This window comes from Sporosarcina sp. OR05, from assembly GCF_041414805.1.
In the GTDB taxonomy this organism is placed as follows: Bacteria; Bacillota; Bacilli; order Bacillales_A; family Planococcaceae; genus Sporosarcina; species Sporosarcina saromensis.
Genome location: NZ_JANKJL010000002.1, coordinates 202,570 through 215,194 on the forward strand (window position 1 = coordinate 202,570; position 12,625 = coordinate 215,194).

Sequence of the window (12,625 nt, forward strand, 5' to 3'; positions counted from 1 at the left end):
GAGGTCAACAGTCCTCATTTGAAAAAACATTTTTTTAGAAAGAGAGGTATTAGTTAGTGATGATGAAAGGACTCAAAAAGTGGCGTCTCTTTTCTCTATTGGCAGTACTAACAGTTTTCCTTGCGGGATGTGGCCAAGAACAACTTTCAACGCTTCTTCCTGCCGGTCAAGTAGGAAGAGACCAGTTTAACTTGTTACTTCTAGCATCAGGAATTATGTTACTTGTTATTATTGTTGTTGTTGCGATTTATCTAATTGCGTTACTACGTTACAGACGTTCGAAATTAGGTGAAGATTTTATTCCTGAACAAGTTGAAGGCAGTCATAAACTTGAGTTGGTCTGGACAATCATTCCAATTCTGTTGATTTTGCTTCTTGCTGTTCCAACTGTCTACTACACATACAAATTAGGTGATGTGTCGGCGATGGGTGCTGTTGATGAAGATGGCAATGCAGAACATCTAGTTGTAGACGTTACAGCAAAGCTTTATTGGTGGGAATTTGAATACCCAGAGTTAGGAATTGTTACTGCGCAAGAATTAGTAGTGCCTACAGATGAAAAAGTGTATTTCAATCTGATTGCTTCTGACGTTAAGCACTCCTTCTGGATTCCAGCTGTTGGTGGAAAACTGGATACAAACGTTGAAAACGTGAACAAATTCTATCTCGTTTTCGAGAAGGAATCTAAAGATCTAAAAGATGGCGTGTTTTATGGAAAATGTGCGGAGCTTTGTGGGCCGTCACATGCCTTAATGGATTTCAAAGTGAAAACGATGCCACGACCAGAGTTTGATAAGTGGGTAACTGCGATGCAAGCGACTGCTGAAAAACAAAATGTAGCAAATGAACAAGGTGAAGAAATCTTCAATCAAAGCTGTATCGGTTGCCACGCAGTATCCGGTGTAGGGGAGAGTAACGAAAAGCAAGGTCCAAACCTTGCGTCGTTCGGAGACCGTAACCGTGTTGCAGGCTTTATGGATCATTCAAAAGAAGGTCTTATTGAATGGCTTACAGATACACAAGAACATAAGCCTGGTAATAAAATGCCATCATTTGGTGGACAGCTTTCTGACCAAGAAATGGATGCGTTAGCTGAATACTTGATGGGATTATCAGTTGAAAAATAATTTTGACGTGATTTGAAGAGGAGGTAAACAAAGTGAGTTCAGTTGCTCAAAAAAAGAGTTTTGGTGCAACGCTGTGGGATTGGCTGACAACAGTCGACCATAAGAAAATTGGGATCCTTTACTTCCTTGGTGGCGGATTCTTCTTCGTAGTCGGCGGTATTGAAGCAATGATGATCCGTTGGCAGCTTTACAAGCCAAACAACGATTTCGTGAGTGCAGGATTATACAATGATTTGATTACGATGCACGGAACGACCATGATTTTCTTAGCAGCGATGCCAATATTATTTGGATTTATGAACGCTATTGTACCATTACAAATCGGGGCACGTGATGTTGCGTTCCCTTTCATTAACTCATTAGGTTTCTGGATGTTCTTCTTTGGAGGATTGTTCCTGAATATTTCATGGATATACGGTGAAGTGCCTGATGCAGGTTGGACGTCTTACGCATCTTTATCACTTGCATCCGAAGGTCACGGAATTGACTTCTATGCAATCGGACTTCAAATAGCCGGTGGTGGTACGCTAATGGCGGGGATTAACTTCCTTGTTACAATTATTAACATGCGTGCACCAGGTATGACGTATATGCGTATGCCGTTATTTACATGGACGACTTTCGTTGCGTCTGCAATGATTTTGTTCGCTTTCCCTCCATTAACAATCGGTTTGTTCTTCTTGACGTTTGACCGTATGTTCGGCGGGAACTTCTTTGATCACCAAATGGGTGGAAACACAATTATCTGGGAGCATATTTTCTGGATCTTTGGACACCCTGAAGTATACATTTTAATATTGCCTGCTTTCGGGATTTTCTCTGAAATCTTCTCAATCTTCTCCCGTAAGCGTCTATTCGGTTACCCATCGATGGTCTTTGCAACCGTTCTAATCGGTTTCTTAGGATTCATGGTATGGGCTCACCACATGTTTACAGTTGGTCTAGGACCAACAGCTAACGCAATCTTTGCTGTTGCAACGATGGCAATTGCTGTTCCTACAGGTGTCAAAATCTTTAACTGGCTCTTAACGATGTGGGGCGGAAGTATTACAGTTACAACTCCGATGCTTTATGCGCTCGGTTTCATCCCATCCTTCGTAATGGGTGGTGTAACGGGTGTCATGCAAGGGGCTGCTCCTTTGGACTATCAATTGCATGATTCTTACTTCATCGTTGCTCACTTCCACTACGTTATCGTTGGTGGGGTTGTGCTTGCGATTCTAGCTGCAACGCATTTATACTGGCCGAAAATGTTCGGTACGATGTTGAATGAAACACTTGGTAAAGTGACATTCTGGTTCTTCTTTATTGGATTCCATATGACATTCCTTATCCAACACTGGCTTGGATTCTGGGGAATGCCACGTCGTGTTTGGACGTACATGGGCGACCAAGGTTGGGATCTTGCCAACTTAATCAGTACAATTGGTGCTTTCTTCATGGCAATTGGTGTAATTGTTCTCGTGATCAACGTAATTATTACATCTGTGAAAAATGTTAGAGTTGCGAATGATCCTTGGGGAGATGGACGTACACTTGAGTGGGCAATCGAATCTCCACCGTTGTATTACAACTTTACGGCAACTCCACTTGTACGTGGACTTGATTCTGTGTGGATCGAGAAAATGGAAGGAAATGAAACAGGTTTGACACCTGCTGAGCCGATTAAGGACATTCATATGCCTCACGGTTCCATCATTCCATTGTTAATGACACTTGGTCTATTCATTGCTGGATTCGGTGCAATGTTCCATTCTGAAACAAACTGGGGTCTTCCAGTCTTAATTTTTGGTCTGTTATGGACATTTGTTTCAATGGCAGTTCGTTCGTTGCAAGATGACTTGGGCTACTACATTAAAAAAGAGGAAATCCTCCGTGATATGAAAGCATTGAACAAAGGGGGGCAAAAATAATGGATTTGAATAAAAAATTCACCCCTGAAACATGGCCAGAACATCCGGAGCGGGCGACGCTCGAAGCAAAGAATAAGTTTGTCGGCTTTTGGTTGTTCCTAGGTGGAGAGACGATTTTGTTTGCGACGTTGTTTGCGACGTACATTGCGTTGAAAAACTCAGGACCAAGCGGTTTTGGCTTCTCTACACAAGAACTTTATGAATTACCACTTGTATTTGTCATGACGATGTTGCTGTTAACATCCTCGTTAACGAGTGTGTTTGCAATGTATCATTTGAAGAATTACAATTTCAAGAAAATGCAATTGTGGCTAGCCATTACAGCATTTTTAGGACTTGGCTTCCTAATGCTTGAAGTTTACGAGTTCTCTCACTATGTAAAGATTGGATTTACATTTAGTAACAGTGCATTCAGTTCATCCTTCTATACACTTGTAGGAACACACGGCTTCCACGTTGCAGTAGGTTTAGTTTGGATCACATTGTTGATTTTCCGAAATGCTAAGCGTGGTCTAAACCTTTACAACGCTACGAAGTACTATACATTCTCATTGTATTGGCACTTCATTGACGTTGTATGGGTGTTCATTTTCACAGTAGTCTATTTGATGGGAGTGATAGGTTAAGATGGCTGACATCCAAGTTTACAAACGTACACCAGCTGAGCAGTCACTAGCTAAACGACGTGCAAAGTTAGCAATGCGTAATCAGGTAATGATGTTCTCGCTAATGATTTTCTTGACTCTCGTTTCATTTTCCATGGTTGTCGCATTTGAGAAAGATGTACCTGGTTTCTCCCAGTACTTCATCATTCCGATGATTTTACTATTTGCAGCTGTGCAAGTAGGTCTACAATTGTATTATTTCATGCATATGAATGAAAAAGGACATGGCATTCCTCAAATGTTCATGTATACAGGAGCTTTATTTGGTTTCCTAATTCCTTTGACATTCGTCACGATTGTATGGTGGTAAGTGTATTTTCAAGAGCCTGTGGATAAAAATCCACAGGCTTTTGTTTTCTACATAAAATATTTCTCTTAACTACCGCTTTGTCAAAGTTCGTTCATTGTGTTCAAGCGTTGTACAACCTATAATAGAGAAAGACCTACTTGAAGGAGTGATGGCAATGATGCCTTTAAGCATATTTGGATTTCGGGCAATGTGGAGTCCTTATTTTTTCCTTTTCATCGTACTGCTTACCGTTTTATATTTTTTATTGACGAAAAAGTGGAGGCATCGTTTCGAAGGAACAGAGCCTGTAACAAAACGTGAAATCAAGTTCTTTTTAGGCGCTATGGTTTTGTTATACATCGTCAAGGGATCGCCCGCTGATTTACTTGGACATATTTTATTCTCAGTCCATATGGCTCAAATGGCGCTATTGTTATTAGTCATTGCACCGTTTTTGATTATTGGAATTCCGAACTTCATTTGGAAGAAAGTTTTCAGTGTAAAGTGGATTGATAAGACCGTTCGGTTGTTTACAAAACCAGTGATTAGTCTTCTCGTCTTTACAGTGATGTTTTCACTGAATCATTATCCAATGGTGCTGGATTTCATTAAACTTAATATTGTTGTCCATTCAGTCTTCACGATTGCGGTATTTTTATCCGCCTTGTTCTTATGGTGGCCGATTGTGAATACAATGGATAGTCATCCAAAACTGCATGGCTTAAAGAAAATTGGTTATGTGATTTTAAGTGCTATACTGATTACTCCTGCTTGTTCACTAATTATCTTTGTGGACGTACCGGTTTATGAAACATACAGCAGTGGGGAAGCGTGGCTACAAGCAATGGCGTTATGTGTACCTGCTGGAACGTTGACGTCTTTATCGGGCCTTTCAATTTCCGGTCCAGAACTCTTTACGAATATGCCAACGCTTTATGACCAACAATTAGGCGGAATCATCATGAAAGTGATTCAAGAATTGATCTATGTTGTTGTCATCGGTAAGATTTTCATTAAATGGTACCGTGAAGAGCAATTGAATGCTGATGAAATTACGAAGAGAGATCTATTAGAGAGACAGAATTTAGAAATGCACAGTTAATGCATATATAATTAGTGAAGGGGTATTTCGAAATGGGTGTTCCTTTTTTACCTACAGTCAGTACACTACTAATTGTGCTTTCCGCCGTGTTTGTTGCAATCGGTTGGAAGTTCATTAAAGAGAAAAAAGTTGAAGCGCATAAGAAAATGATGATGGCTGCGGCTGTTTCAGCTTTGTTATTTCTAATCATTTATATTTCACGGACGGTTTTCATCGGAAATACAGCATTCGGTGGTCCAGACGAATTGAAAATCTACTATACCGTTTTTCTTATTTTTCATATCGTTCTTGCGACAACTGGAGCTGTATTAGGAGTAATTACAATTCGTTCAGGCTTGAAGAATCGATTAGATCGACATCGTAAAATCGGCCCGATTACTGCTGTCATCTGGCTATTTACAGCGATTACAGGAATTGCAGTCTATTTGTTGCTATATGTATTTTACAAAGGCGGCGAAACGACATCGGTCTTTAAAGCAATACTTGGATTTTAATTAAATAAGTGTGATGAAAATGAGCCTGGGACAAAGCTCTACATAGACCGTTCCTCTGCGCTCCAAAAGGCACGCTTTCCGCGGGGCGCGCTTGAGCCTCCTCGTCCGCGTCGCTTCGCTTTGCTTCCTGTGGGGTCTCAACATTCGCGCTACAATCCCGCAGGAGTCGGCCTTTTTCCGCTCCGATCCACTCATGAATATGAAAAAGAAACATTGTAAAAGCATAAAAAAATGCATGCCGGCGAATTTGCCTCATGCATTTTTTTATGTTTTGTCCCAGCCGTTTTTTACTTCTTTAACCAAGTCATATAACTGAGTCATGAGCAGAGGAACAGTTTAAATATAGTTCCAGTGGTAGGTCATATCTTAAAGTTTAACTTGATAATCCCAGCTTCTCGGGCTGTATTGAATAAGATGACGATCATCGGGCCGATGAAAAAGCCGAGAACCCCGAAAAGTTTTAAGCCGATGAACATGCCTATCAATGTAGGTAAAGGTGATAACCCAATCTGATTCCCCATGACTTTCGGTTCAATCGTTCTACGAATGACAAGAAGAACAATTGCTAAAATCGTTAATTTTGTTCCCATTGCGATGTCACCACTCACAAATTGATAGAGTGCCCATGGAGCTAAAACGATTATGGAACCTAAGATTGGAATCACGTCAATGATCCAAATAACAATCGACATGATTAACGCATACTTTGGTGCAATGAATAAAAGTCCAACAAATGCAACTGCAAGAATGATGAAGCTAACAAGTAATTGGGCTTTCATGAAACCGAATATGACGGAGTTCAGTTTCACAGTCATGTATCGGACTTTTTTCGCTGTATCCATTGTTAAGTGTCTGAAGACCATTGCTTTGAGCTCAGGCAATTCCAGCATAAATAGGAATAGGGCAATCATGAATACGATTAGGCTTACTAAAAAATTTGGTATTTCTGATGCGAGTGAGACAATTTTCTCGGAATTGAAAAATGAGAGCAATGAATCTCTAAATGAGTTTAGAATATCATTAAAGCCGTTTTGCATAGACTTTACAACATCTTCAGGAAGTCCGGACGTATACAGGAATATTTTGTTTTGGAAGTCAATCCATACGCCTGAAAGCTTATTCAAGTACTCAGGTGCGTCTTTTGTAAACTGAATGATCCTTCCGATTAACGATGTCACGGTATAATAGATGATGATTGCCAACAATGCTACGATGAAGATGTAGACGGAGATGACAGACACTTTCCTTTTGCATTTGAATTTTAACTCTGTCAGTTTAACGAGGGGTTCAAATAGCAAAGCAGTAAGAAGGGCTAAAATAATCGGTATTGATACGGGAAGTATAAAAATAGCGATCAATACAAGAATTAGCAAAAATAGAACTACCATAAAATTTCTTTTTGTAAGCCAACGCGACAACGGTCATTCCTCCAAAATATTCATTGGTCTTATTATAACCAAAAGAGGCAGGAATGAATAGCCAAAATGCCGAAGAAGTAGAACTTCTCCGGCATTCTTTCAATAAACGATTATTTAACTAGAACATAAGGTTGAAGTTCTTCAAATACTGCTTTTAACGTAGCTTTGCAATCTTTTATTAAACCTTCAGGGAAAATTTCATCTTCACCATATTCTACCCCATGTGGATAGTAGTGTTTACCAATAACCGGTTTTTTCAAATTCATGATGGCGTCTCTTGTATCAACATCACCATCAGTTGTGTAGCCGAATACACGTAAGTAGTACGTACCTTCTTTAATGACGTACTTCTTATCATATGTCACTCTTTCATAATCCCATTGTCCAGCACGCACAAGATCATGCTTCAGCATAATTTCGTCAAGTAAAGATAGATCAGCAACAATTTCTTCAATGCCTGTATTTTCAATATACATTGTGTCGTATCCTCCTTTAAATATATTCCGTCGATATAGCCTATACTTATTTATCATAGACCAAATTGGTGCGAGTTGCAATGACAAGATTGTGTCATCTAGTAGCTTACAAGTTAGAAAAAGAACGTCATACAATCAGAATAATGGGTGACTTTATACCCTCTATTCGGTAAGATTGTCTTATACGATTAAACAAACTAGGAAAGAGGGCGAGGAGTTATGAAAGTGTTTTGGAAAATTGGTTTATCACTTATCGTCCTTCTTACCGTTTTTTATTTTTTGGACAGTCGAGTAAAGGAGAATGAACCTCTGGAATCTCCTGTCAACCACGGTACTGCCATACCTGTCATAGATAAAGAACTTGAAGGGCAAGTAGTAGGACCTGAACGACCGAAAACTGGCTTATCCACACTCGTAGGGCAGTCGACAGCAATACTTTTACAACAATTTGGAGAACCTGATCGAATTGAACCTTCTACTTACGCATATGATTGGTGGATCTATAACACGACTGTTAATATGATGGTCGGTATAGAAAAAGAAAAGGTAAACCAAGTGTTCAGTGCGGATGTAAGTGCAAATTTATCTCCTTTTGAGGTAGGGCAAAATGTTCAGGATATATTCCGATTTTCAATTATAGAATCAGAAGTTAATGTACAAATTGAGAATAATTTGTACACATTCTCTTTAAGCAATCAGGACATTATGGATCGGATGCTTATAAAATATGAGGATTTATTCGCTCAAGTGTATGTAGATGCTGAACAACAGAAAATTGTCGGTATACGTTTTATTGACCCGACGACGTTAATCATCCATCAGCCTTACGATATGGAGTATATGGGGGAACTCGTCGCCAGCCAACCACCATCCTCTACGATACAAATTGAAGTGGATCGAGCAAATGAACGTCAAATTGTCGAACTGACGAATTATTTTAGAGATCAAAGCGGGGTTCCCGTTGTAGAGTATGATTACTGGCTTACTGTATTAGCGCAGGAACATAGTAAGGATATGGCTATAGAAAAATATTTTTCACATGAATCTCCTTCATCAGGGAACTTATCCGAGAGGCTGAAAAGCGCTGAAATTGAACATAAAAAAGCAGGGGAGAATATTGCAACCAATTATGTGGATGCAATTGAGGCTGTCCACGGTTGGTTAAATTCTCCCGCTCATCGGAGTGTATTATTGGATCCTGATGTAACGGACATTGGAACAGGTGCATATGGGAAATATTATACACAAGTGCTCATCAAGACTGAGAAAAAAGAGAAATCGGACTCCAATTTCATACGGAATTAATTACGGCTTTATCCAAGTGCCTGTTTCATTTGAAGTGATACCTCTTACATATAGAGGTATCGCTTTTTTCATTGCGTACAAAGCGGCTCGCTTTTGAATGACCGGCCGTTCTGTATTCAATAAGGGAAGTAATTGGCGAAAAGAAATGTGATCAAGCTTTGTTACGTTGTGACCCGTTTTAGGATCAGAGGACATAATGCCAGGAACATCTTTGAAGAATTCGACATGTGAAGCCCTTAACGCCGCTCCAAGTGCGATTGCTGTTAAGTCACTTCCACCTCGGCCGATTGTCATCACTTGCCCGAACTCATTCATTCCCTGAAACCCTGGTATGATGACGCATCCGGTCTGTTGTAAACTATCTGATATCATCGTTGGATCTATGTCACTTATCGTTCCATCACCAAACTCACCGGATGTCCAAATACCCGCTTGAATGCCATGAAGTACTTTGTTTGCAATACCTGCTTGTTCCAATTCCGCTGACAGAATAGCAGAGGCGATAAGTTCACCGCAAGATGCAGCAAGATCGCTTGCCGCTTTAGATACACGAAATGCGTCAGTAAGCCTTAACAAGCTATCTGTTGAATAAGGGTCCTTCCCTCTACCGATAGCTGAAACGACTACGACAACGTTCGTATACTCTTCTAATCCAGCTTTAATGTGACCGATACAAATCTTTCTAGACTGTTCATCTTTCATTGCGACGCCGCCAAATTTTTGAACTATCATGCAAACTCCCAACTTTCTTCGTGTCGTTCGTTTCAACTTCTTCATACGATAAAGTATGGTTCGCTTTCAATATATTCGTTAGTAGCCGATTTTGTTCGGGAAGGGGAGAGGGCTTTTGTTACTTTCAGAGCTTGTAAAAGATTGGCCCTGCACTGTGAAAGGGAGTATTGGTGTAGATGTTTTAGGTGTTACTGAACGATCGGGAGCAGTGAAACAAGGTGATCTTTTTGTTGCGAGAAAGGGAAAGGCTGACGACGGGATTTTTCACGTTGAAGAAGCGATCCGAAGAGGTGCAATTGCCATTGTCATGGATCGTAATTGCAAAGCAGAGCTGAGCAGATACCCTACTGTTCCGATTATTACTGTTCCAGATGGGAGGAAATTCTTATCACATGTAAGTGCAAAACTTTCAGGAAATCCATCGGAATTATTGACAATCATTGCGGTTACTGGAACGAATGGCAAAACAACAGTGACCCATTTTGTCGGTCAGTTACTGCATGAAATGGGCGCGAAAGCTGCAGTTATTGGAACGACAGGTATCTATATGAATGGTGAAAAATGTGTGATGGATTTGCCGGATATGACAACATTACCAGCGGAATACCTCCATCCACTCTTAAAGAAATGCGTTGAAGGCGGCATTACTCACGTCATTATGGAAGCTTCTTCGCTAGGATTATCGACTTCTAGATTAGATCATTGTGATATTGATATTGGCGTTTTTCTGAATATTGGTGTAGATCATTACGAGGAGCACGGCAGTAAACAGGCTTATTTAGCAGCAAAGCAATTACTTGCAAATTTATCGAAGGAAATTATTGTTAATCAAGACGACGAGATATGTATCGAACTTGTTAAGAATGCAAGTAAACCTACCTACAGGTACAATGTCAATATGACAGCTGATGTAGCTGTTCCAAAAGAGCTTTATCCAACCGCCTTATTAGGAAGACATAACAAAAGTAATGCGATGGCTGCAGTTAGTGTGTTAATGCGATTAGGCTATGACCAAAAGGAAGTCTTGGCTCATTGTCATAAACTCATTTTGCCTGAAGGACGCTTGCAGCAGATAGAGCATGCTGGAATAAAAGTTTACATTGACTACGCACATACACCCGATGCACTTCAAACAGTCTTACAATCTTTAATAGAAGAGTTTACGGATTGTCCCATCATTACTGTTTTTGGATGCGGGGGAAACAGAGATCGTGGAAAACGCCCGGAGATGGCGAAAGTGGCAGTATCCTTATCTACTAAAGTAATGATCACATCTGATAATCCGCGGTATGAAGACCCAAATGCTATCATTCGCGACGTCTATTCCGGAATAGAAGGTGAATCTAGTAACGTTTTTATTGAGCCAAATCGTAGGAAAGCAATTGAAACTGTCATTGCAGCAGCAAAAGAAGGGGATATCGTGTTAATCGCTGGAAAAGGGCATGAAAAGACTCAACTAATTGGGGGGGAATCATTTCATTTCTCGGATTATGAAATCGCTAAAGAAGCGATTCTCGGAAAAAAATAATTTTCTATGCGGATTTGTGCACGAGACGGTAGTAATTTGGTATGATGAAGTGGAATGGAGGGATGCTATATGATGATGACAGACGAATGGCTGTCAATCATTGAGCAATCTGAAGAACTCTCTGCCATGTTACTCTCTTCAGAAGTAATTGAAACGTATAGAAGAGCGAATCATGCTGTTTACTCCAACAAAGAGTTGGCTCGAACGATTAATGATTTTACGAACATGAAGGAGCGTTATGAAGAAGTTCAACGTTTTGGAAGGTATCATCCTGACTACCAAGTAGTCATGAAACATATAAGAGTTCAAAAGAGAGAATTAGATATGAATGAAGACATCGCTGCATTACGGCTTGCAGAGAATGATGTGCAAGACTTGTTGAATGAAATAAGTGCCATCATTGGCCGTTCTGTATCTGAATCGGTGAAAATACCAGCAGGCGATGGATTTTTCACGAATTCCTCATGTGGAGGAGGGTGTGGTTCGGGAGGAAGTTGTTCCTGTTCTGCATAGACGTAAATTAAAGTAGACAAAAAACGTTTGCCATCTGAACAGAAGGTAAACGTTTTTTGTATTAGTAAGACGTATGTTTTTGGATGATGTTTAATGCGATTTCAGGTTCGTTTGTCAATATACCTTTTGCGCCGGATTTCAATAGCTTTTCAATGGCGCTCGAGTTTACTACATCTTGATAAAAAACAGCTACATTCAGTTTAGAGAGAAAAGTAATGAAACCTTCAGAGTTCAAAGGAAATACACCCATCTTCTCAGAGATATTGAATACATCAGCTCTTGGGTTGTATAAGTGGCCTAATTTACTGGAATAGGCTGCATAAGCTTTCTTAACTTCATCATTCCCTGCACCTGTTGCCACCTTTTGTTGAGCATATAAATTAAAACGGTCTGTTTGTTCATCGTAAACGCTCATTACGATGATTCGATCTTCAGCACCTGTCTCTTCGATGAGTCGCCACAACTTAGACGGCATCAGACTGCCTTCATACGTGTCGGGAGAATCTTTCAGATTGACCGCAATTAGTAACTGTGGAAACTCTTCAATGAGTTCTCGCAAAGTGACAATCGACTGTCCAGTATTCCGGTAGATGTATTGTCCGGTTTCGTCTGCAAACATATACCCTGCGTCTGCTTGTTTAAGCTCCTGACATGTATACTCTGACACTTTACCGGAAAAATCCGTCGTTTGTTCAACGGTTTCGTCACGGAAAATAACAATTTCCTCATCTTTCGTCAGTCGGATGTCAACAGCGAAACCATGGACACCGATTTCAGCCGCTTTTGAGAACGCAGCCATTGTATAATCAGGTACAGAGCTCATATTTGCACACGTACACAAAACAACTGGATCCTTGTAAGCAAGAGCTTCTTTAGAAGGGCGTGGTTTTGGTTTAACGACTACTTTAGAAGCAGCCCATGCAGCGACTCCCGCGGCACCTACAGTAAGGGCTACTTTGGTTTTTCTTCCCATCATCGTTTCCTCCTATCCTTGTAACAACCTGTCCTTCCTACATTATAGGCGAAAAAATGGAACCTGTCAGCAATGTTCGGTTGCAGCTTA

Annotated in this window: 13 protein-coding genes; 9 read left to right on the forward strand and 4 right to left on the reverse strand. The window is 40.3% G+C overall.

Annotation, left to right across the window (positions count from 1 at the left end; all coding sequences use genetic code 11):
* Positions 1 to 59: 59 nt before the first annotated feature.
* The 6 genes from coxB (at position 60) to NRI27_RS05275 (ending at position 5,590) form a co-directional block, all read left to right on the forward strand.
* A complete protein-coding gene (gene coxB, locus NRI27_RS05250) occupies positions 60 to 1,127 on the forward strand; it encodes a cytochrome c oxidase subunit II (protein ID WP_317941951.1) in 1,068 nt (355 codons plus the stop codon).
* A 32-nt stretch (positions 1,128 to 1,159) separates the two neighbouring features.
* The gene (locus tag NRI27_RS05255; RefSeq protein WP_317941773.1) at positions 1,160 to 3,040 is read left to right on the forward strand and encodes a cbb3-type cytochrome c oxidase subunit I; all 1,881 of its coding nucleotides are present in this window, start codon (positions 1,160 to 1,162) and stop codon (positions 3,038 to 3,040) included.
* Positions 3,040 to 3,666 carry a cytochrome c oxidase subunit 3 gene (locus NRI27_RS05260; protein ID WP_317941772.1) on the forward strand — a complete coding sequence of 209 codons (627 nt, stop codon included), beginning with the start codon at positions 3,040 to 3,042 and terminating at the stop codon, positions 3,664 to 3,666. The genes NRI27_RS05255 and NRI27_RS05260 overlap by 1 nt, the downstream gene beginning before the upstream one ends.
* 1 nt (position 3,667) lies before the next feature.
* Positions 3,668 to 4,015, forward strand: coding sequence for a cytochrome C oxidase subunit IV family protein (locus tag NRI27_RS05265; RefSeq protein ID WP_317941771.1), 348 nt, complete (start codon positions 3,668 to 3,670; stop codon positions 4,013 to 4,015).
* 154 nt (positions 4,016 to 4,169) lie between these two features.
* Positions 4,170 to 5,096, forward strand: coding sequence for a cytochrome c oxidase assembly factor CtaG (gene ctaG / locus NRI27_RS05270; protein WP_317941770.1), 927 nt, complete (start codon positions 4,170 to 4,172; stop codon positions 5,094 to 5,096).
* Between the two features lie 32 nt (positions 5,097 to 5,128).
* Positions 5,129 to 5,590 (forward strand): DUF420 domain-containing protein, encoded by a 462-nt coding sequence (locus NRI27_RS05275; RefSeq protein ID WP_317941769.1) that lies wholly within the window; start codon positions 5,129 to 5,131, stop codon positions 5,588 to 5,590.
* Positions 5,591 to 5,949: 359 nt separating this feature from the next.
* On the opposite strand, the gene ytvI is transcribed toward NRI27_RS05275, so the two are convergent.
* Both ytvI and NRI27_RS05285 read right to left on the reverse strand, forming a co-directional pair.
* On the reverse strand, positions 5,950 to 7,008 hold the full coding sequence (gene ytvI, locus NRI27_RS05280) for a sporulation integral membrane protein YtvI (RefSeq protein ID WP_371389829.1): 1,059 nt from the start codon (positions 7,006 to 7,008) through the stop codon (positions 5,950 to 5,952).
* Positions 7,009 to 7,118: 110 nt separating this feature from the next.
* On the reverse strand, positions 7,119 to 7,484 hold the full coding sequence (locus tag NRI27_RS05285) for a YugN family protein (RefSeq protein WP_317941767.1): 366 nt from the start codon (positions 7,482 to 7,484) through the stop codon (positions 7,119 to 7,121).
* A 219-nt stretch (positions 7,485 to 7,703) separates the two neighbouring features.
* Here NRI27_RS05285 and NRI27_RS05290 point away from each other — a divergent pair, with 219 nt between their 5' ends.
* On the forward strand, positions 7,704 to 8,789 hold the full coding sequence (locus tag NRI27_RS05290) for a CAP domain-containing protein (protein ID WP_317941766.1): 1,086 nt from the start codon (positions 7,704 to 7,706) through the stop codon (positions 8,787 to 8,789).
* Here NRI27_RS05290 and NRI27_RS05295 read toward each other — a convergent pair whose 3' ends face one another.
* The gene (locus NRI27_RS05295) at positions 8,790 to 9,521 is read right to left on the reverse strand and encodes an amino acid kinase family protein (RefSeq protein ID WP_317941765.1); all 732 of its coding nucleotides are present in this window, start codon (positions 9,519 to 9,521) and stop codon (positions 8,790 to 8,792) included.
* Positions 9,522 to 9,636: 115 nt separating this feature from the next.
* Between NRI27_RS05295 and NRI27_RS05300 the strand changes: the two genes are divergently transcribed.
* Both NRI27_RS05300 and NRI27_RS05305 read left to right on the forward strand, forming a co-directional pair.
* On the forward strand, positions 9,637 to 11,049 hold the full coding sequence (locus NRI27_RS05300) for a UDP-N-acetylmuramoyl-L-alanyl-D-glutamate--2,6-diaminopimelate ligase (protein ID WP_371389830.1): 1,413 nt from the start codon (positions 9,637 to 9,639) through the stop codon (positions 11,047 to 11,049).
* Between the two features lie 69 nt (positions 11,050 to 11,118).
* Positions 11,119 to 11,562: a YlbF/YmcA family competence regulator gene (locus tag NRI27_RS05305; protein ID WP_317941763.1), complete on the forward strand. Its 444-nt coding sequence runs from the start codon at positions 11,119 to 11,121 to the stop codon at positions 11,560 to 11,562.
* A 61-nt stretch (positions 11,563 to 11,623) separates the two neighbouring features.
* Here the strand turns inward: NRI27_RS05305 and NRI27_RS05310 are convergent, their stop codons facing one another.
* Positions 11,624 to 12,535, reverse strand: coding sequence for a glycerophosphodiester phosphodiesterase family protein (locus NRI27_RS05310; protein WP_317941762.1), 912 nt, complete (start codon positions 12,533 to 12,535; stop codon positions 11,624 to 11,626).
* Positions 12,536 to 12,625: the final 90 nt, after the last annotated feature.

Bases quoted from the DNA above. Each gene is read 5' to 3' on its own strand.
- coxB (WP_317941951.1), top strand. From the start codon at position 60: ATGATGAAAGGACTCAAAAAGTGGCGTCTCTTTTCTCTATTGGCAGTA.
- NRI27_RS05260 (WP_317941772.1), top strand. From the start codon at position 3,040: ATGGATTTGAATAAAAAATTCACCCCTGAAACATGGCCAGAACATCCG.
- NRI27_RS05265 (WP_317941771.1), top strand. From the start codon at position 3,668: ATGGCTGACATCCAAGTTTACAAACGTACACCAGCTGAGCAGTCACTA.
- ctaG (WP_317941770.1), top strand. From the start codon at position 4,170: ATGATGCCTTTAAGCATATTTGGATTTCGGGCAATGTGGAGTCCTTAT.
- NRI27_RS05275 (WP_317941769.1), top strand. From the start codon at position 5,129: ATGGGTGTTCCTTTTTTACCTACAGTCAGTACACTACTAATTGTGCTT.
- NRI27_RS05285 (WP_317941767.1), bottom strand. From the start codon at position 7,484: ATGTATATTGAAAATACAGGCATTGAAGAAATTGTTGCTGATCTATCT.
- NRI27_RS05290 (WP_317941766.1), top strand. From the start codon at position 7,704: ATGAAAGTGTTTTGGAAAATTGGTTTATCACTTATCGTCCTTCTTACC.
- NRI27_RS05295 (WP_317941765.1), bottom strand. From the start codon at position 9,521: ATGATAGTTCAAAAATTTGGCGGCGTCGCAATGAAAGATGAACAGTCT.
- NRI27_RS05305 (WP_317941763.1), top strand. From the start codon at position 11,119: ATGATGATGACAGACGAATGGCTGTCAATCATTGAGCAATCTGAAGAA.
- NRI27_RS05310 (WP_317941762.1), bottom strand. From the start codon at position 12,535: ATGGGAAGAAAAACCAAAGTAGCCCTTACTGTAGGTGCCGCGGGAGTC.